Origin of the sequence: Streptacidiphilus neutrinimicus, from assembly GCF_000787815.1 — a bacterium.
Taxonomy (GTDB): domain Bacteria; phylum Actinomycetota; class Actinomycetes; order Streptomycetales; family Streptomycetaceae; genus Streptacidiphilus; species Streptacidiphilus neutrinimicus.
This window is the reverse complement of the sequence record NZ_BBPO01000077.1, coordinates 1,288-18,613: the sequence shown is the minus strand read 5'-3', so window position 1 is coordinate 18,613 and position 17,326 is coordinate 1,288. Positions and strand designations below refer to the sequence as shown.

At 71.3% G+C, this 17,326-nt stretch carries 21 protein-coding genes and 1 pseudogene; 2 read left to right on the top strand and 20 right to left on the bottom strand.

Features of this window, described 5'->3' with window-relative positions:
- Positions 1-317: 317 nt before the first annotated feature.
- Together TR48_RS32085 and TR48_RS32080 are read right to left on the bottom strand one after the other, a co-directional pair.
- Positions 318-623 carry a PP2C family protein-serine/threonine phosphatase gene (locus TR48_RS32085; RefSeq protein WP_084729934.1) on the bottom strand — a complete coding sequence of 102 codons (306 nt, stop codon included), beginning with the start codon at positions 621-623 and terminating at the stop codon, positions 318-320.
- Positions 624-763: 140 nt separating this feature from the next.
- Positions 764-1,186: a hypothetical protein gene (locus tag TR48_RS32080; protein ID WP_042373875.1), complete on the bottom strand. Its 423-nt coding sequence runs from the start codon at positions 1,184-1,186 to the stop codon at positions 764-766.
- A 172-nt stretch (positions 1,187-1,358) separates the two neighbouring features.
- On the opposite strand from TR48_RS32080, the gene TR48_RS32075 reads away from it, so the two are divergent.
- A complete protein-coding gene (locus tag TR48_RS32075; RefSeq protein ID WP_042373874.1) occupies positions 1,359-2,021 on the top strand; it encodes a hypothetical protein in 663 nt (220 codons plus the stop codon).
- A gap of 568 nt (positions 2,022-2,589) precedes the next feature.
- On the opposite strand, the gene TR48_RS32070 is transcribed toward TR48_RS32075, so the two are convergent.
- The 4 genes from TR48_RS32070 to istA form a co-directional block, all read right to left on the bottom strand.
- The gene (locus tag TR48_RS32070) at positions 2,590-3,024 is read right to left on the bottom strand and encodes a hypothetical protein (RefSeq protein ID WP_042373873.1); all 435 of its coding nucleotides are present in this window, start codon (positions 3,022-3,024) and stop codon (positions 2,590-2,592) included.
- 198 nt (positions 3,025-3,222) lie between these two features.
- A complete protein-coding gene (locus TR48_RS32065; RefSeq protein ID WP_042373872.1) occupies positions 3,223-3,564 on the bottom strand; it encodes a hypothetical protein in 342 nt (113 codons plus the stop codon).
- Positions 3,565-3,764: 200 nt separating this feature from the next.
- Positions 3,765-4,541 (bottom strand): IS21-like element helper ATPase IstB, encoded by a 777-nt coding sequence (istB, locus tag TR48_RS32060; RefSeq protein ID WP_042373893.1) that lies wholly within the window; start codon positions 4,539-4,541, stop codon positions 3,765-3,767.
- A complete protein-coding gene (istA, locus tag TR48_RS32055; protein WP_042373871.1) occupies positions 4,541-6,130 on the bottom strand; it encodes an IS21 family transposase in 1,590 nt (529 codons plus the stop codon). Before istA ends, istB begins: the two co-directional genes overlap by 1 nt.
- Before the next feature lie 86 nt (positions 6,131-6,216).
- On the opposite strand from istA, the gene TR48_RS32050 reads away from it, so the two are divergent.
- Complete coding sequence (locus TR48_RS32050; protein ID WP_042373870.1) at positions 6,217-6,729, top strand: GNAT family N-acetyltransferase; 513 nt, start codon at positions 6,217-6,219, stop codon at positions 6,727-6,729.
- A gap of 320 nt (positions 6,730-7,049) precedes the next feature.
- On the opposite strand, the gene TR48_RS32045 is transcribed toward TR48_RS32050, so the two are convergent.
- The 14 genes and pseudogenes from TR48_RS32045 to TR48_RS31985 form a co-directional block, all read right to left on the bottom strand.
- Positions 7,050-8,003 carry a hypothetical protein gene (locus tag TR48_RS32045; protein ID WP_042373869.1) on the bottom strand — a complete coding sequence of 318 codons (954 nt, stop codon included), beginning with the start codon at positions 8,001-8,003 and terminating at the stop codon, positions 7,050-7,052.
- Between the two features lie 106 nt (positions 8,004-8,109).
- Complete coding sequence (locus tag TR48_RS32040) at positions 8,110-9,147, bottom strand: adenine nucleotide alpha hydrolase family protein (RefSeq protein WP_063771106.1); 1,038 nt, start codon at positions 9,145-9,147, stop codon at positions 8,110-8,112.
- A gap of 20 nt (positions 9,148-9,167) precedes the next feature.
- Positions 9,168-10,316, bottom strand: a complete 1,149-nt coding sequence (locus TR48_RS32035) for a PD-(D/E)XK nuclease family protein (protein WP_042373868.1) — start codon at positions 10,314-10,316, stop codon at positions 9,168-9,170.
- Between the two features lie 76 nt (positions 10,317-10,392).
- Positions 10,393-11,460 (bottom strand): AAA family ATPase, encoded by a 1,068-nt coding sequence (locus tag TR48_RS32030; RefSeq protein ID WP_052443223.1) that lies wholly within the window; start codon positions 11,458-11,460, stop codon positions 10,393-10,395.
- A gap of 170 nt (positions 11,461-11,630) precedes the next feature.
- Complete coding sequence (locus TR48_RS32025) at positions 11,631-12,014, bottom strand: hypothetical protein (protein WP_042373867.1); 384 nt, start codon at positions 12,012-12,014, stop codon at positions 11,631-11,633.
- A gap of 71 nt (positions 12,015-12,085) precedes the next feature.
- Entirely contained in the window at positions 12,086-12,973 is an 888-nt protein-coding gene (locus tag TR48_RS32020) for a hypothetical protein (protein ID WP_052443222.1), read from the bottom strand.
- A gap of 223 nt (positions 12,974-13,196) precedes the next feature.
- Complete coding sequence (locus TR48_RS43805; RefSeq protein ID WP_161789948.1) at positions 13,197-13,343, bottom strand: hypothetical protein; 147 nt, start codon at positions 13,341-13,343, stop codon at positions 13,197-13,199.
- A 20-nt stretch (positions 13,344-13,363) separates the two neighbouring features.
- The gene (locus TR48_RS32015) at positions 13,364-13,597 is read right to left on the bottom strand and encodes a hypothetical protein (protein ID WP_042373866.1); all 234 of its coding nucleotides are present in this window, start codon (positions 13,595-13,597) and stop codon (positions 13,364-13,366) included.
- 154 nt (positions 13,598-13,751) lie between these two features.
- The gene (locus TR48_RS32010; protein ID WP_052443221.1) at positions 13,752-15,332 is read right to left on the bottom strand and encodes a ParB/RepB/Spo0J family partition protein; all 1,581 of its coding nucleotides are present in this window, start codon (positions 15,330-15,332) and stop codon (positions 13,752-13,754) included.
- Positions 15,333-15,504: 172 nt separating this feature from the next.
- Positions 15,505-15,849 (bottom strand): hypothetical protein, encoded by a 345-nt coding sequence (locus TR48_RS32005; RefSeq protein ID WP_052443220.1) that lies wholly within the window; start codon positions 15,847-15,849, stop codon positions 15,505-15,507.
- A gap of 41 nt (positions 15,850-15,890) precedes the next feature.
- Entirely contained in the window at positions 15,891-16,286 is a 396-nt protein-coding gene (locus TR48_RS32000; RefSeq protein WP_042373865.1) for a hypothetical protein, read from the bottom strand.
- A gap of 74 nt (positions 16,287-16,360) precedes the next feature.
- Positions 16,361-16,633 carry a hypothetical protein gene (locus TR48_RS31995; protein WP_042373864.1) on the bottom strand — a complete coding sequence of 91 codons (273 nt, stop codon included), beginning with the start codon at positions 16,631-16,633 and terminating at the stop codon, positions 16,361-16,363.
- A gap of 15 nt (positions 16,634-16,648) precedes the next feature.
- Positions 16,649-16,894: a hypothetical protein gene (locus tag TR48_RS31990; RefSeq protein ID WP_042373863.1), complete on the bottom strand. Its 246-nt coding sequence runs from the start codon at positions 16,892-16,894 to the stop codon at positions 16,649-16,651.
- Between the two features lie 132 nt (positions 16,895-17,026).
- Positions 17,027-17,326, bottom strand: a pseudogene (locus TR48_RS31985) (hypothetical protein); the annotation flags it as partial.

Genomic DNA, 17,326 nt, shown 5'->3' with positions numbered 1-17,326 from the left:
CCGGGGGGCGTCGGCCGATGAGGCGTGCTCTGGGCCCAGACAAAGTGCCGCTGAACACGGCCGGGGGTCGATGAGCCCGCGCGGACCGTAGTCGGTATGGGCTCGGCGCGGGGTCCTCGTCGTGGTGGTGCCGAGGGCCCCGCCTGCGACTCCGCCGCGGGCGGACTCGCGCTCTGTGCGATGCGCGCCAACCGGGCGGGGATGGATCATGAGCCCGCCCGGTTGGTGTCACCACTCACTTCTCATTGAGCCACCGGGCGGGTTCGCCCGCGACCTGGGGCTTGCACCACTCGGACGGCTCGTGCGCCCCGGCGGCTCTACTGGGCCACGAGCGGGTCGGGGCGGGGGCTCGGATGCCATTCGGCCAGGACGAGCGTGGCGTCGTCCTGGAGGCGACCGTCGTGGTGATCGAGGATGGTGTGGATGAGGCGGCGCAGGGCTTCGGGGGCTGGTTCGCCGGCGGCCAGGGCGCGGGTGATGAAGTCGACGAGCTGGTCCTCACCGAAGGCCTGGCCGGTGGCGGTGCGGGCTTCGGTGACGCCGTCGGTGTGGATCAGGACGCGGTCGCCGGGCTCCAGTTGCGCCTGGTGCACGGTGCGGGGGTGGTTGCAGTGCCCCGGCAGGTGAGCACCGCTGGTCCGCTCAGATGCATGGTGTGATTGGCTTCGTCCACTTCAAGTGACAGCACTTGTCCACGACTTCGGGCAGCACTTGGCGATCAAGGATGCCGCGAATGTTCATCGGTTTTGACAGCAGGTCCGTGTCACGCGCCCTGGCTGAATGACGTTTCAGCCGCAACGATGATCTCCTGGGCATGCTGATCCTCGGGAGCGATCTCCGCGACCGTGTGGCGTGCCTGTTCGGTTCGGCTCGTCTCGCAGAACCGCCGGACGAGGCAGTAGAGGGCGTCGCGGTCGCCGTCTTCGGCGCGCTCGCGGAGCGTTGATTCCATCCCTCGCGAGCGAAGCGATCGGTTCAGCCGCCTGCGTGCGTGGACGTCCGTACGGGCCAGCTCCGAGAGTTCGGTCAGACGATCGGCGCGGGCGAGCAGGTCCATGTGCCACAGATGGTTGGCGTGGGCGTAGTGGTCGGTGGAGTAGCACTCGGCGTGGGCACTCACCAGGTTGATGGCCGTGTCCCAATCACCCGACTGCTCTGCTTGCTGTGCCTGCTCAGACCATTCCATCGGACGAGTATCGCCCCCGTTCCTGGCCGCAAGCCCGTTCGGCGGTGGAGCGGTGCGGTCATCGACGTGGCGCGTGGTCGGTGGCACCATGTCGGCGGCATCGCTAGGTGCGTCAGCCCACGGGGGGAGGGGCCGGGTGATGAGGTGGTGGCACGTAAAGAGGTCGAGTGCGGTGGTGGCCGTGCTCGCGGCCGCCTTGGTCGGGTTCTGGGGATGGGCACTCCACCACGCCGGTGACAGCCCCGTCTTCGCGTCCCGCTGCCCCGAGATGGCGCCCGCCGACGCGCGATGCCTGACCGAGCACCCCGCCCGGGTCGCCTCGCTGACCCCAATCTGGAAACACGTCCTCGGACTGGGATCCGCGCTCGGCCCCAGCTACGGCGTGAGGCTGGCCGGGCTCGCGTCCAAGCCACGGACCGTGTACTTCGAAGAAGACGACTACGTCCGCCTCGACATGCAGCCCGGCGAGGTCGTAACCGTCACGACGCTGGGCGGGAACGTCGTCGAGGTCCGGGACAAGTGGGGATCCACCTACGTCGACGGGCTGACCGCGCGGGGGGAGCTGGCCTGGGTGCTCGGCCCCCTGCCGGCGGTCGTGTTGCTGCTGCTCTTCGCCCGCATGGGCCGTCGCAGGATCCGTTCCGGGCGGGCGCGGTTGTTGCTGCGCGGGGCCGGGGTCGCGGGAGCGGGCGGGCTCGCCATCTGCGGGGCACTGATGTCCTGGTCGACCCCGACCTGGGGCGAGGCGCTGGCGTTCGTTCTGTCCGGCACAGCGCTGCTGACGGCCGAGGTCGCCGCGCAGAGCTGGCGGCGAGTCGCGTTCGGACACCATTGACCGGCTCGTGTCTCGTCGGGATGACAGGAGCATGTGCACACCGCACCCCGCACGAGAGCCGCGCCGTGCCCTCCGGCCGGGACCGGCGCGCACGAACGTCACGATCCGAGACGCCGTTGTCCGGGCTGACCTACGCTCGCCCAGCCCGCAGCGGATAGTCCGAGAGGATCAACGTGTTCGTGAATGGGCTGGAGGCCGCCGCCCCGCTGGCCTCGACGCTGGTGTCTCTGGCGGTCATCACCGCTGCCACCGTGATCCTCGCTGATTGTCGCCCAGGTCGAATCCGGCAGCATCGTCACAGGCCACCTGTGACGGATGAGAGTCAGGGTCTTGTGAGGCAGCGGCGCACAGCCCGGGCGGCTAACACCCGGCCCGGCGGCATGCCTTCACTCCAGAGGCACCGCAACCATCTCGGATTGACGGTTCCAAAGTTGAGGAGCGCATCCAAGCGCGGTTGATACGCCAAAGGCGCGTTCGGCAGCAGTCGAGCGGAACGTACGCCAGCGCGTGGCCGCCGCCATGGGCCCCGTGAAGACGGGCTTCCGCATGCCGCTCTTCTTTCTGCTCGTCATCGGCCGATGTCGCGTGCGGCGTAGGCGAGCAAGTCGCTCAGAGCGGCCTCATTCGACGCAGGTGGCCGCCGCTGCCAGAGCCAGACCGTCTCGAGGGTGGTCGTTGTGATGGTGCGCACCTGCTCGGCGAGATTCGTGGCGAGCGGCGCCGTGGTGCCGTCAGGGGCGCGGCCGGTGACGACGACATCGCCGTAGAACTGGTGGGGCAGGGTCAGGCTGCGCCAGGTGCAGGCCAATGCCCAGGCCACCAGGTTCCTGCGCAGCCCTCCGTTCGCTCCGTCGCCGTGTACCCAGAGCAGAGCCTCGTGGTGATAGAGACCCTGGTCGGGGGAGCCGCCGACGATGCGGCGGATCTCGGCGCGGTGCCGGTCGTCGTCGGGCAGCTCGATGTCCCGAGCGTCTCCGAGCATGGTGATCACAATCGCGTGCACGGGCGTCTCTCTTTCGGCTCGTCGCGAGAAGATTGAGGGCAATCGGAGCGCGTCACTGTTACCAGTTGGGTAACCACTACCGCGTCCGGTGGTGTCGAATAGGCGACAGCGGGACTGGTCACCCTGGGGAGACTGGGCTGCTGACCTGCACTGGTGACTGAACGGGTGGGTAACCAGTGCTCCGGGCCCCGGTCGGCGTCAGTCGATGAGGCCGGTGTGGTGCGCGTGGGCGCGCTCGGCCAGCGTCTGGTAGGCGAGTGCCGCGGGTGTCGCGTCGAAGCGCTCGAAGACCAGATCCTGGAGCAGTTCGTCGCGGGAGGCGCTGGGGGCGACCTGGATGCCTTCGGCGGTGGCGTGCTCGACGAGCTGCTCGTCGTTCCAGCCAGCGGCCTGGTTGCGGATGTGGGTGCGGACGTCTTCGAGGGCGTGGCACCACAGCGGGTGCGCCTGGGCCAGCAGGGTGCGCAGGCCGGTCGGGTCGGTCAGGTTCTCGGCCTGGGAGACCAGGTCGAGCAGGGCGGTGGCGATGTCGTCGGGCATGGGTCAAGTGTCCATTCTGCTGGGTGTTGTGGATTCGGCTTTTCGGTCCGAGGGTGAGTACCTGTTTTCGAAGATCTCGATCTTGATGGGTCTGATCGGTATCGTCGCTGTATGCCTGAACTGATCGCGCCTTGTGGACGGTCACGTAATTCCCCGGGCCCGGCGTCACGTAATTCCCCAGGTCCTGACTTCGTCCATGTCTACTTGATCGAGGGCCTGCTTGTCTTGTCGGCGCCACCTCCGCGGGGCCGCTTGTTGGGTCGGTAGCTGGGCCCGTTCATGATCACCTGATGGCTGGTGTTGATCAGCCGGTCCAGGAGCGACTCGGCGACCACCGGGTTGGGGAAGAGCGGATACCAGTCGCTCGGCGCCCGGTTGCTCGTCAGGATCAGCGACCGGCCCGTGCGCTCGGAGACCAGCTCGTAGAGGTCGTCGGCCTGGGCCGCGGTCAGCTGGCGCATCGCGAAGTCGTCGAGGATGAGCACGTCGGGGCGTGTCAGCTCGCGCAGTCGGCGGTCCCAGGTGCGGTCGGCGTGGCCGCCGGCCAGGTCCGCGAGGACGCGGCTGGTCTTCGCGAAGCGGACGTTCGCGCCCTGCCGGATGGCGAGGTGCCCGAGCGCCTGGGCGACGTGTGTCTTCCCGACGCCGACCGGCCCGAACAAAATTACGGACTCCCCGGTGTGCAGCCAGCGCAGCGCCGCCAGGTCGCGGATCTGGGCCGCGGGCAGCTTCGGGGAGGCCGCGAAGTCGAACTCCTCCAGAGTGACCTGCTGCTCGAACTTCGCCCGGGCGACGCGCCGTTGGAAGGCGACGGTGTCGCGGCGGGTGATCTCGTCCTGGCAGAGCGTCTGCAGAAACTCCAGGTGTCCGAGCTCGCCGCCGTGGGCCTGGGCCAGGCGGGCGTCCAGGGTCTCCAGCATGCCCGACAGCTTCAGCGCGCGCAGAGCCTCGCGCAGGGCGCTGTCCATGATGGCTATCACGCCACTCCTTCTTCGTGACGGTGGTCATCACGGTCGTCGTTCGTCGTGTCGGGGGTCGTCGCGGTCGCGAAGAGCCGCTGGGGTCCGTGCAGGAAGGCGGCGGCTCCGCCGTCGCCGCTGGTCTCGGGGGCGGGCTCGGTCTCGGTGCCGGCGACGAGGATGCCCTTGATGGTGCGGTAGGACGGGTCGCCGACCGCGGTGGCCTTGCCGCAGGCGGCCTCCAGCCGCGTGTCGCCGTGCTTCTTGCGCAGGCCGAGGACGCCCTGGGCGGCGCGGAGCCGGTAGAGCGCGTTGATTTCCAGCAGCTGGTCGATCACCTCGCGGCAGGCCGGGCCGACCTGCGTGGCCTGGGTGCGGCACCAGGCCGGGGTCCGCATGTGGAAGGCGATCTTCTCGGGCGGGTAGTCGCCGTGGTGGGTGCGCTTGCCCTGTTCGAGTGCCGCATGGGTCTTGACCAGCTCGCCCTGGTGGAAGACCTGCACGAACGCGTGGGTGGAGCGGACGTCGACGCGCTGGCCGATGAGTTTCCACGGCACCGAGTAGAGGGTGCGGCCCACCTTGATGTGGATGTCCGGGCCGACCGTCGCGGTCGACCAGCGGGCCAGCACGAACGCCGTCCTCGGCAACGGCAGCAGCGTGTCGGCCTCGACGGCCTCGAACACCGACAGCGGGGACGCGCCGCCCAGCGGCCGGCACTGGCGGCGTCCGGCGACTTCGCCTGACCAGCGGACCGCGTCGGCCTGCATGTGATCGAGGGAGATGAACTCCCGCCCCCGCCACCACGAATCGCGGATATAGGGCATAGGGCGCTCGACCCGGGGCTTGTCCTTCGGCCGGCCGGCGCGGGCTGGGTCCACCAACGCACCGTAGTGGGTGGCGAGTTCGGCATACGCCTTGTTGATTTTGGGGTCGTAGAGGTCGGGCTTGTCGACGCCTGTGCGCAGGTTGTCCGGGACGAGCCGCCGGGTGGCGCCGCCGAAGAACTTGAAGGCTTCGACGTGGGCCTCGGTCCAGGCGTGCTGGTCCAGGTGGATCACGGGGCGGACGAACATGTGCCGTGAGCAGGCCAGGATCATCACGAAGGCCCAGATCCGGTGCCGCTTCCCGCTGCGGGGGTTGGTCCACTGGCCGAGGAAGCCGTAGTCGATCTGGGCCTCCAGGCCAGGCTCGACCTCGTCGCGCAGGACGGTGACCTGCGACCTCCTCGTCTCCTCGGGCAGCGTCGCCGCCACCCACCGCCGCAGGCTCGACACCGACACGGTCAGCCCGTGTTCGTCCCGCAGCCGCTGGTGGATCGTGGAGACGGTCACCGTCCCCAGAAGGCTCTTGATGTAATCACCGTGCTTGTCGATCTCCGGCCAGGTCACCTGCCGCAGCCGCTTGTCGGCGAGCTCGGGGAACCAGCCCTTGATCAGCCCGGCCCAGTCCCGCTCGGTCATCGCCGGGCCGCCCGGCGTCATCCCGGCGGCCTCCGCCGGGGCCAGATACTTCCTGATCGTCTTGCGGTCCACCCCCAGCGACGCGGCCAGCTCGTTCTTGGAACGGCCCGCATACCAGTGGACGTAGATCTCGGTCACATCGACCACGTTGAACGTTCTCCTTGCCATCGCGCGCTTCCCTCGACCTCGAACCACTGATCGAGGAAGCGTCCGTCGTCTCGACGGCCAGGACTATGACCCCCGCCACCCGTCATCCCCCTGGGGAATTACGTGACCGCGAGGCGCATCGCGAGTGGGGTGCCGGCCTCCATGAGGACGGGTTCGGGCTGGGGCCTTCCGACGAGATCGACTCGCCGGAGGGATTCGCGGCCTGGGTGGCGCTACTGGCGGACGAGTCGGGCCCGAAAGCGGTTGAGACCGGTCGGGGTTGTACATACCGATGGATCATCGAGGGCGACCGAGTGCACGGCGGGATCGCACTGCGGCACGGTCTCAACGACCGCGTGCTGCAGTTTGGGCACATCGGCTACGGAATCCGGCCGTCTTCACGCCGGCGGGGGCTGGCCACCTGGGCGCTGGGCCGGATACTCGACGAGGCGCGGGCGCTCGGTCTGGACCGTGTGCTGATCGTCTGCGAGCTCGACAACCTTGCCTCGGTGAAGACGGTCGAACACCACGGCGGCGTCCTTGAGGGCGTCCAGGACACCGAACACGGCCCTGTGCGGCGGTACTGGATCAAAATCTAGTGAGTCCGAAGGGTCGGGCGTGGGGTGTGCTGTTGCCGAGTCGCCGTAGGGCAAGGGCGTCGTCAAGGCAGGCGCCGACGATGCGATCCGGGTGGGCGGAGTACGCGTTGGTGAGGGCGGTGGCCGCGGGGCTGTCCGGGGTGGCCGTCGGGCTGCGGGCGCACACAGGCAGGAGGCGCGCGTGTCTTCTGGGGTGCTGCAGGCGCAGTCCCAGGGACTGATCATCGGTGCGGCCCTTTCTCTGCGCGGTCGGGTTGACCGGATGGTGCGAGGGAGGCAGCCCCGAGACTCGTGGTGCCGGCACCGCCTCCGTCGGCGGCTCAGACGAGGGCCTGGCCGATGTGCTGAACGTCGAGGGTGACCGCGATGCGAGGGATGCGGTCTTCTGCGGTGTAGGGGCGGTGGGTGACGGTGCCGACGACCAGGACGTGGGAGCCGGGGGTGAGGGCGGCGGCTGCTTGGCGGGCGGCGTCGCCGCGCAGCGTGCACACCAGCACCGACGCGGTGACCTCGCCGACGACGGGCGGGGTGTCCGGGGCGAGGAGCAGCCGGGCGACGGGGCCGTCCTCGCCCTCGCGCAGCATCACGGGGCGGGTGACCGCGCCGGTGAGCACCTGCGGCGGCCCGGACTCCGTCCGAGCGGCCAGGCGGGCGCCGGTGCCGATGGCGGGCGGTGGGGGCGTGCCGGGTGGGACGTCCTGTTCGGCCTGGTGCAGCGCGGCCGCGACCGCTGCGCGCAGTTGCGCGACGCGTTCGGCCCGCCGGGCGGCGGGCCGGTCGGTGCTGGCGAGGGCGTGCTGGTGCTGCTCGGCGGCGTCGAGTTCGGCTTCGGTGTGCCGCAGGACGGCCCGGATGCCGTGTCGGCGGGTGATCCGGCTCCACGGGTGCCGCCCGGCCTCGGTGTTCTGCTCGGTGACGGCCAGTTGGACACCGGCCCAGCCGCCGTCGCTGGCTGGATGCAGCGCGACGTCGACGAGGACGCCCACGCGCGGGTCGTGGACCGGGGAGTAGGGGTAGCCGCGCATGCCGGGGAAGGCGCGGGCGAGCGCGGACCGCAGTGCGGCGGGATCGGGGTCGGCGCTGGTGCGGCGCAGCTCGGCCAGATACAGGGCCAGGACGGCGAGCACGGGGACGGCTCCGTCGCCTGCGGTATCGGGCAGGGCGACCGCGAGGTCGGCGGTGACGGCCCGGCGGTCGGTGATGCGGGCATGGACGACGATCAAGGCGCTGGTGAGGCTCTGGACTTGTTCGTTCGGGACGGCTGCGGCGGGCACGGGGCACTCCTCTCGATGTCTCACAGCATTGATGCAAGCAACATAATAGATAGAAATGGAGTGGGCGTCCAGCCGCTTTCCTGGCAGGCCGTGAAGCAAGGCCCTGTCACTCGTCGTCCTCTCCCCGGCAAGCCCAAGGGGAGCAGCCGCGGTCGTCGTCCTCGGCCTCGGGGAAGGGCTCAACCAGACTGGTCTGACGCTCCTTCCACTCGGACCTGGTGACGTGGTCGATGGGCGCCTGGTCGAGCGGGAGCATGCTGCGGTGCACGAACGCCTCGCCGTGCAGGGCGCTTCCGCGCGCTACGGCGCGGGCGTAGCCGTGGCGGATCGCCGCGTCGAACGCGACCGCGTCGCGCCAGTCGGGGTTGTCGAACCCAGAGCAGCCGCATCCCTGCGCCTCACGCCCTGTTCCGGTGAGGTGCGCGCACGCCTGGTCCTGCCGCCCGTTGAACCGGGCGTGGTCGTTACGGTGGTGACCGCAGCGGCAGGTGTCCCGCAGTCGCCTGAGTCGGGCGTTCCCGGAGTACGGGCACACCGTGCAGGCGCTCTTCGGCGTGCTGCCGAAGCCCCGGGACTCCAGGAAACGCAGGCAGTCCTGCCGGGTCCACCCCACGTGCCAACTGCCGCCGCCCTTCAGCGTGATCAGGGGAAACTCGTGGCGGATGTAGTCGACATCGGAGAACCGGGCGCGAGAGGCCTCGTCCGCGCTCATGCCGATCCACTGCTCCGCGAACACGCCTGCCGGCACCGGAAGCGGGGCGGGGTACCCGAGGCGGCGGCGCACCTCCGCCTTCAGCGGCCGGACCTTGTAGTGGGCGGTGCAGGCCCGCCGCATCATGTGAGGGCGTCCGTCACGACCACGGATGTAGAGCGGCATCTGGGCGTAGTGCTCAGCGTCCGGATCGAGCGCGTCGTCGCGGATGTCGCCCTGCTTGACCCGGACGATCTCGATCCCGGCGGGCCGGGCGACCTCGCGCTCCAGTCGGTCAAGGTTCTCGTACACCGCGCGCGGCTCCATCCCGGTGTCCGCGAAGGCGGCGAAGTCGATCTTCGGCAGGATGCCTTCCGCCGACAGGATCAGGCAGGTCGTCGACTGCACGCCGGCGCCGAGCGACAGGCCGACCAGAGCAGGGGTGTTGGACATGGGACTCCTCGGGTGGGTGGTCAGTTGGCGGGGACGCGGGTGACGTTGATGGTGCGGGGTGTGCGGGAGCGGCTGTCGCGCTCGGGCACCGCGACGCCTGCGGCCTTCAGCTGCGCGGTCATCGCAGACAGGTCCGGGACGGTGGGGACCGGTAGCCCGGCCTCTCGGAAGAGGCGGAGCAGGGCCTCGGTGTCCGGCTCGCGCTTGGCGTTGCCACCGGTCCAGGAGAGCTGGTGATCGCCGTAGACGCCGGGCGGAGAGGCGTCGAGCTTCGCCCGCGCGAGCTTCCTCAACCGGCCGCCCCGGCTCTCCAACTGCTGGCCGCGCTCGTAGTCGGCCAGCGCGGCGGCGCGGTCGGCGTCGTCGCGCACCAGGATGCTCTGCGGCGCGGCTCCGGGCGGGTCGGCGGGCGGCCAGCACCGGGTGCGGAACGGGCAGAAATCGCAGGTCCCGTCCAGGCCGGGCCCGTCGAAGTCACGCGGCGCGCTGTCCGGGTCCTCGAAGCCGTGGACGAGCTCGACCCACCAGCGCGCCTGCTCGGCGGCGCGCTCGTCGTAGCGAAACGTCTGAGTGTGCTCCGCGCCGTTGTCGCGGTTGACGAACCGGAACCGCAGCGTGCGGACGGGGATCGGGCCGAGCCGGGCCAGGTGCCGCTGCCCCTTCACGTTCTCGAACCCGACCGTGCGCAGCAGGCGGGCGTAGGTGTAGACCTGGCGCAGCTCGGCAGCCGTCGCCCCGTACTTGAGCACCCGGTCCCACACGAACGTCGACTTCGTCTTCAGGTCCTCCACCACCACGCCCTGCTCCGGACTGGCGGTGGCGTGGACCCGCGGACGGTGGCGCTCGGGCAGGCGGCGCGCGGTGGCCTCGTCGAACTGCACGGCGTCGATGTGACCGCGGATCCACGCGTCGGCGACGCTGCGCTCGACCTGCCACCGGTAGCGGGTGCGGGCGGCGGAGAGCAGGCCCTCGTGGATGTAGGTGCCCAGGATCGCGGCGCGCTTGTCGGCGGCGTCGGTCGGGGCGGTGCCGGCGAGGATGTAGGCGGCGCGGCGCTGGCAGACCGTGTCGGACGCGCCGAGCTGGGTCTGCCGGGAGCGGGGGCGGTCGGCGTCGACCTCGTGTGCGGCCTCCCAGATGGAGACCGGCGCGACGGTGGCGATGGACATGGTGCGCTGTTCCTTCCTGGATATAAGCGGGTGGCGCGGCCGGGTGCGTGGGCCGCGCCACCTCGTCGATGCGGGGTCAGGACGCCTCGGGGTCGGCCGGGGCCTGGGCGCGCTGGGCGGCGGCGCGGAGCTTGTCCGCGTCACTGGCCGGGTCGGCCAGTTCGCTCGGCGGGGATTCCAGCTCCTCCTTGCGCAGCCGGATCGCGGCCTGGACGACGGCGGCCTCCTCGCGGCTGAGGCCTGACTTCTCCGGAGGGGTCTCGCGCCACAAGGCGCTGAGTCCTTCGACAGCCGAGGCCTTGGCGACGCGGTCCAGCCAGGGCCGGGTGCGATCGGCCGCGAGGGCGGTGACCTGGCGGGGCTGGGTGTCCACGGAGCAGCCCAGCCGTTCGAAGATCAAGCTCTCGACGTCCAACTCGGGGAGGGTGAGCGGCTTGCCCGGCTCGATGCGCAGGCGCAGCGAGCGGGTTTTGATGACCTGCGGGGGCTGCTCGCGACGCAGCCGCACCCACAGCGAGCAGTCGAACCCGAGATCCCTCTGCGCCTGGACCTTCCACTCGGTCAGCACCTTGCTGCCGCGCTTGACCGGCCTGCCGTCCTCGTCGATCGCGGTCACCTCCCGGCCGCGCGCCGTGACGATGACGATGCCGGGGAACGTCTGGAGCAGGTAGAGGACCTGCTGCCAGCGCTCGTTGGCGTCGTTCCACAGGTTCATCGCGACATCGATCGGCGCGTCCGGATCGGCGGCGAGGGTGCGGGCGTTGTACTTGCTGCGGCGGGCGCGCTCGTGGGTCCAGGTGGTGAGCATCCGCCACAGCGCGGTCGCGGTGTCCACCACCAGCACCACGGGCGGCTCCTTGGCGGTGGCGGCGCGGCGGGCCTCGGCGTGGACGGCCTCGATCTGCTCGCGGATGTCGCGGAACGTCCCGTCGTGGTCGACGATGGTGAAGTTCGCGCCCTCGATCGCGGCGTACTCGTCCGCCGACCCTTCGGCGAGGTCGACCCAGTAGGTCTGCCCGATCCGCTTGGAGGCGGAGAACTTCGCGGCGGCGTAGGTCTTGCCCGCGCCCTCCTCGCCCTCGATGAGCAGGAAGGGCCAGGGCACCAGGCCGGTGGGCTTGCGGGTCTTGAGTTTCACGGTCATCTCGGATGCCTCCTTGTGGCAGTAGTCGGGGGTTGGGTCCGGCCGGGCGCAGGGGAAGGCAAGTCAGATCGGTGCGCGCCGTCCCGCCCGGCCGGAATGCTTCGGTTGGCGGGGCGGGGTGCGGGCGATCCGGTGCGGCTGTGCGCGCGGCGCGGCGGAATCGCCGGGGTTCACCGGCTCGTTCGCCTCGGTGGCGCGAGGACGTGGGCGAGCAGGCGCAGCGCCGCCGGGCTGTCGTCGATGTGTTGGGCGGTGAACACCACCAGCGCGCGCAGCAGCGCCAGGTGCGGGTGTCCTTCGGAAGCGATCTGGGCTCGCGCCCAGGCGGGGGTGCCTTCCAGGCCGGTGAGGGCGGCGGCCGCGAGCGCGGACCGGGTGGCGACGTGGCCGCGGGTGGCGTGGTCGAGGACTTCGGCGGCGATCACGGCCGAGGCGGAGTCGGTGGCGTCTCCGTCGGGGTAGGCGATCTCGATCGCGGCCTCGGCCAGGCTGAGCGGGTCGTCGGCGTTGCGGGTCAGTTGCAGCAGGATCGACACGTCGGTGCAGCAGGGCATCAAGGTCTCCGGGAGCGTTGGCGCCCGGCCGCGAACTGGCTGCGGCCGGGCGGAGCAGGGAGGTGGGAGGGTCAGCAGCAGCGGGCCGCGCAGCCGTCGCTGCCGATGACGGGCAGGCGGGTGGCCAGGTGCGGCAGACGCCGGGGCGCTCGGGCGAGCGCGAGGGAGACTTGCTGTTCCAGGTGCGCGAACTCAGGCGTCTGGTCGGGCAGGACGATGCCGGGCGCGGGAGCGCCGGGCCTGCTGGACCAGGCGATGAGCTGCGCCATGGACCAGTCGGGGCGGAAGGTGTCGCCGCGTGCCTGCTCGACGCGGGCGATCAGCGCGGCGAGCCGGGGGCGGCGCGCGACGCCGAGCAGCAGGTCCCGTCGGGATGCGAGGAAGCACAGCGAGCACGAGCTGCGGCTGGTGCCCTGCCAGTCGTCCGCGCCGGGCCGCGAGTCGTACGTCCAGTGGTGCGTCATCCCGGTTGCGGTGTGCAGGGCGCGGACTTCGTGCTTGGTCCAGTCCTTGACGGGGCACCACTCGTCCACGTGCCGCACCCCGTTGCGGTGCACGTGACGGTAAGCGGGCCGCTGCGCGCGGTCGCGGGACTCCTCGGCGCGCAGCCCGAGGACCTTCAGGCGTCGCACCGGACGGCGCAGCTTCACCGCCCTCGGGGTGCCAGCAAGGCCGAGCGTGACTTTCAACCGGTTGATGACCGGGGTGAAAGCGGCTTCTTCGACGGCCTCTTTGAACTGGCGGGTGCAGTACCGGGTGCCCAGGCGCGGGAACCGGCCGTAGGCGGCGGTGTAGGCGAGCAGGTCGTAGACCACCGGGGTCGCACCGGTGGTGTGCTTGGCCCCGACCAGGTGCCGGTCCGCGGGCACACCGCAGAACCGGCCCTGCGCCGCCGCCATCCCGGCCGCGCCCGGGTGCAGCATGCCAGCGCGGTCGCGGACGTCGGGCCACTCGGCCACACCGGAAGGTCCACACCCGGTCGGAGACGCCGGCGGCGTCGGCGGCACGCATCAGCTCGTGCAGCATCGCGAAGGAGTCCGCGCCGCCGGACAGGTTGGCGCTGATCACGTCGTAGTCGGTCAAGTCGGGCACCAGCGCCCGGGTGACGGTGCCGATGGGCACCACACCGGGCGGGCTGCTGTGGTCGCTCATTTCGCCATCAGCTCCGTTCCTCTGTGTCGGTCAGCGGTCCCGCTGCGGCGGGATGTCGGGGCCCTCCTCGGGGTGCGGCTCCCCGGGGCAGGGACGCTGGTGCGGGAACGGGACCTTCGGGATGACGGGCTCGTTGTCCGGGTTCGGGCTGGTCAAGGTCGGGCGCGTGCGGGTCACGGTTGCTCCTGGGGGTGGGGTCAGTCGGGGATGCGCTCGGCGCGCAGCAGCAGCGGGCCGGTGGGGATCAGGGCCGCGCCGCGCCGGTGCGCGAGCGCGGCGGGGCGCTGGGCGAGGCGCCACGCTTCGGTGCGGGCGTCGCGGGCGCTGGCCGCGCGGACGCGGAACGTCTGCTCGCCCTTGCGGCGGTCGCGGGGGCGGCGGAAGGGGATGGTGACCAGCCACAGCGGCAGGTCGTCGCGGGATTCGGCCACAGGCTTCTCCTGGATGGCTTGCGCCCGCGCACCGGGCGTGCGGGCACGGCGGCGCGGCGTCCGGTGCCCGGTGCGGGCGCAGGGGAACAGGGGGAGCAGCGGGGCCGCTGCGCGAGGGCAGCGGCCCCGTGCGGACTTGGGGGGAGTCGAGCCGTCAGGCGGCCTTGTCGAGCTTGGCGCGGCTCGTCGTCTCGGCCTTCGCCTTCGCCTTCGTCGCGGTCGCGGTCCGCGCCGTGACGATCGGACCGGTGATCTCGGCCTCGACCTCGGCCAGGGTGTAGCCCTCGGCGGCGAGAAGCCGCAGCCACTCCTTGACCTGGGCGCTCTTGCCCTCCCAGGCGCGGTCGCCCATGTCGAACTCGACGACGGCGGCGACGTGGGCGAGCAGCAGGTTCGCGCTGCGGCGGCCCTTCATCGCCTTCGTGATCGCGCCCTGGAAGGGCTTGTTCCACCGGCCGGTCTTCGGCTCGGGCACGCCGAGGAACCCGGCGGCGTAGGCGAGTTCGCCCTTGTCCGCGTAGCGGCTGCTGCCCTCGTTCTGGTGGAGCAGGTGTGAGAGGCAGAACAGCTGCACGGCCTCGGAGACCTTCGGCCGGGCGACCAGTTCGGCGATGAACTTGTGCCGCACGGGGCGGGCGTCTCGCCAGGCCCGGTTGTGCGCGACGACGCTCGCGTGGCGGGCCTTCTCCTGCTCGCTGCGCGGCTTGGCGGCCTTCTTCGGGACCTTGTGCCCGTGCGCGACCGGGTCCAGGCACAGGAACACCGCCTCGCCGGTCTCGCGGTCGATCCGGGCGGCGTGGCCGGGGCAGCCGGCGTGCTTGGCGGGGGTGACCGGTCCGCCGAGCTGGGTGCGCAGCTCGGACAGCTCCCGCTCCTTCGGCTTCTCCCCGTAGCCGCTGTAGTACGGCTGCGGGGTCACGACCCTTACCTTCGCCGCGTCCAGCTCCGCGCGGACGGCGGCGGCGCGCTCGATCACCTCCAGGTCGCCGCGCAGCCGCGACATGGCGTGCTCCCAGTGGCCGCGCCCGCCGGTGCGCTCGTCGTCCTTCTTCGCCTGGTCCAGCACGCTGGTGGCGTTCGGCACCTTCTCGACCTCGACCAGGTCGGCCATCTGCGAGAGGTCGTAGCCGGACGAGGTCGCCGTGGTCAGCGACTTGGGGGTGAGCTTGCGGGCACGCTGGGCTGCGGCGACCTGGTCGGGGGTCAGTCCGAGCGCGTTGGCGGCGCGGGTACGGCGGGCGACGTCGTCGTCGGTGAGCAGGGAGAGCTGGGCGACGGCGTTGACGTCGTCGCGGGCGGTCATCGCCTCGCGGTGCTTGTTCTCGACCAGCGACAGCAGGACGGCCTCGGCCTCGTCGTCGATCACGTCGAGGATCGCGGGCACCATTCGGACCGGCTGTCCGGCCTCGCGAGCGGTCTCGGCGGCGGCCTGGGCGGCGAGCGCGCGGCGCTGTCCCTTGAACGCCCAGAACTCACCGTCGGGGCCGGGGCCGCGCACGCCGATCGGCTCGCGGACGCCGATCTCGGCGACGGACTGGAGCAGTTCGGCGCTGGGCTGCGCGTTGTCCTTGCGGACGTTGGCCGGGTCGATCACGAGCCGGTCCGGGTGGACCTCGATCAGCGTGCCGATCGCGGCCGGGCGGGTGGCTTCGGCGGCGGCGTCGCCGACGGGCACGGCTGGCTCGGGCACGGCCGGGGTGTCGGTGCTGGTGGGCTGGTCGCTGGTGCTGGCCACGGGGGCCTCCTTCGGTGCGGTGGTTCGTCAGGTCCGGGGTGCCAACCCCTGACAAACTTCATAATAGATTTATTGATGGGTGGGGGCCACTGATTTTCAGTGGCCCCCTGACCTGCGGTGATATCCCGTCAGGCTGGTTGCCTGGAGCCTGTGGGACGGTCTTGCGGAGGCGTCAGCGCGGGGTGAGGCAGCCGATCGGCACGCCGTCCACGGCGTTGGTGTAGCGGCCCTTGCTGGCCTTCGCCGCTCGCGCGGCGGAGGGGGCGTCCAGGGTCACGGTGGCGATGACCTTGCTGCCGTAGCGCTTCAGCGTGGTGACCGTTCCGGTCAGGCCGCTGAGGTAGGCCGGCGACAGGTTGCGGATCTCCACCTGCGCCCCTTCCCGGATGAGCGCGCTGTCGGCCAGCGACAGCAGCTCACGGCGCTTGCCGATGAGCAGCCGCAGGACGTCGAGGTCTTCGCGGCTGGCGTTCGTGCGGATGGAGTCGAGGACCTGGGAGAGGGTCGGCGCGGTCATGGCGCTCCAATCAGTGCGTGCGGGGGCGGATGTGGTGGCGGTCACTGCGGGAGCAGGCAGGCGAGCGGCACGCGCACCAGGTGCGAGGTGGCGCCCTCGGGGATCGTGGTCGACCACCGCGCCTCGTTGGTGGATCGGGCGTCGAGCCGGACCTGTGCGCGGGGCTTGCGCCCGCTGGCACGGTCGATGCTCTCGACCGTGCCGGTCAGGCCCTTCATCCAGGCGGGGCGAATGTCCACGATCTTGACCGTCTGTCCGGGCTCGACGGTGAGCGCTCGCTGGGCGCGCAGCGCTGTCTCCCGGTCGGCGCAGGCGTCGCTGAGCGGTTCCAGGTCGGCCATCGTGGCGCGGTCGGCGATGAACGCGATCACCTGCGCGATCGACGCGGCGGGGGTGCCGGGCTCGGCGTTGGCGGCGGCCTGGTTCGGGTTGGTCATGCGGGCCTCTCCTCGATGGTGGTGTTCGGGGCGTGCGGCGTGTGGGACCCCTGCGTCGGCGGGGCCTTCGTGTGTCAGAACTCGCCGATGATGCGCAGGCGGACGTGCCAGCGTCCCTGCCGCACCTGGCGCAGAGCGGTCGCGGTGGCCCCGCGCAGGTCGTCTTCGTAGTCGTGGTCGATCCGCGCGAGGGTCCGGGCTTCGGCCTCCTCGGCGCTGTCGGCGTCGATCTCGAAGCCGGTCTCCACGTAGGTGGCGTCGTCGGCGATGGTGTCCGGGTCGGTCTTCTCGGCGTTCCAGCGGTGGGCCGGGACGGCGGGCAGGGCGGTGGGGTAGCGCGTGGGCATCGCAGCCTCCTCGGGTCAGTGCCGCTGCGTGCGGGCGTGGGTGCGGGTGACAGTCAGGGTGAATCCGCGGCGGCGCAGCGCCTTCTGGGTGAGCCGGATGCGGCGTTCGTCGGCCGGGTGTCCGGCGCTGCCGCGCAACCGCCACTGCCCGTCGGACCGGACGACCCAGCCGATCTGCCGCAGGGCGGCGGCGACCATGTCGGGCGGGTGCGGGCAGTGCAGCACCGTTCCGCCGTCATCGCTGTGGGTGAGCGTCAGCACTCCCGCTCACCTCCGCCGCAGGCGTGGTCGGGGATCGGGCAGAGGACGGCGGTGCGGGCCAGGGTGATCGGCATGGCAACTCCTCGCAGGGTTGGGTGGGGTGGCTCGGGTCGGTCGACGGTGGCCGTCGGCTCAGTCGGTCGCGGTCGGCGTCCGGGAGCTCCGGGTGAGCTTCCGGCGCAGCTCCGCTTCGTGCTCATCGGCCCTTGCCCCGTGGACGTTCTCGTACGCGGCCGGGTCCAGCACGTCCGTGTCGCCGAACAGCGACAGGGCGGCCTGCGGGAAGGCCCGGATGAACAGCCGCATCGTCAGGCAGAACGCCGAGGGCGTGAGCGGAGCCCGCAGCGCCGTCTCCATCAGGGCGGCGATCATCTCGGCCGTCGTCGCGGGCCGGGTGTCCTCGCCACTCGCGAACCGGTCGAGCAGCTCGGC

Bases quoted from the DNA above. Each gene is read 5' to 3' on its own strand.
- TR48_RS32050 (WP_042373870.1), top strand. From the start codon at position 6,217: ATGACCCCCGCCACCCGTCATCCCCCTGGGGAATTACGTGACCGCGAG.
- TR48_RS32000 (WP_042373865.1), bottom strand. From the start codon at position 16,286: ATGACCAACCCGAACCAGGCCGCCGCCAACGCCGAGCCCGGCACCCCC.
- TR48_RS32025 (WP_042373867.1), bottom strand. From the start codon at position 12,014: ATGCCCTGCTGCACCGACGTGTCGATCCTGCTGCAACTGACCCGCAAC.
- TR48_RS32005 (WP_052443220.1), bottom strand. From the start codon at position 15,849: ATGACCGCGCCGACCCTCTCCCAGGTCCTCGACTCCATCCGCACGAAC.
- TR48_RS32080 (WP_042373875.1), bottom strand. From the start codon at position 1,186: ATGGAATGGTCTGAGCAGGCACAGCAAGCAGAGCAGTCGGGTGATTGG.
- TR48_RS32035 (WP_042373868.1), bottom strand. From the start codon at position 10,316: ATGTCCATCGCCACCGTCGCGCCGGTCTCCATCTGGGAGGCCGCACAC.
- TR48_RS31995 (WP_042373864.1), bottom strand. From the start codon at position 16,633: ATGCCCACGCGCTACCCCACCGCCCTGCCCGCCGTCCCGGCCCACCGC.
- TR48_RS32040 (WP_063771106.1), bottom strand. From the start codon at position 9,147: ATGTCCAACACCCCTGCTCTGGTCGGCCTGTCGCTCGGCGCCGGCGTG.
- TR48_RS32065 (WP_042373872.1), bottom strand. From the start codon at position 3,564: ATGCCCGACGACATCGCCACCGCCCTGCTCGACCTGGTCTCCCAGGCC.
- TR48_RS32030 (WP_052443223.1), bottom strand. From the start codon at position 11,460: ATGACCGTGAAACTCAAGACCCGCAAGCCCACCGGCCTGGTGCCCTGG.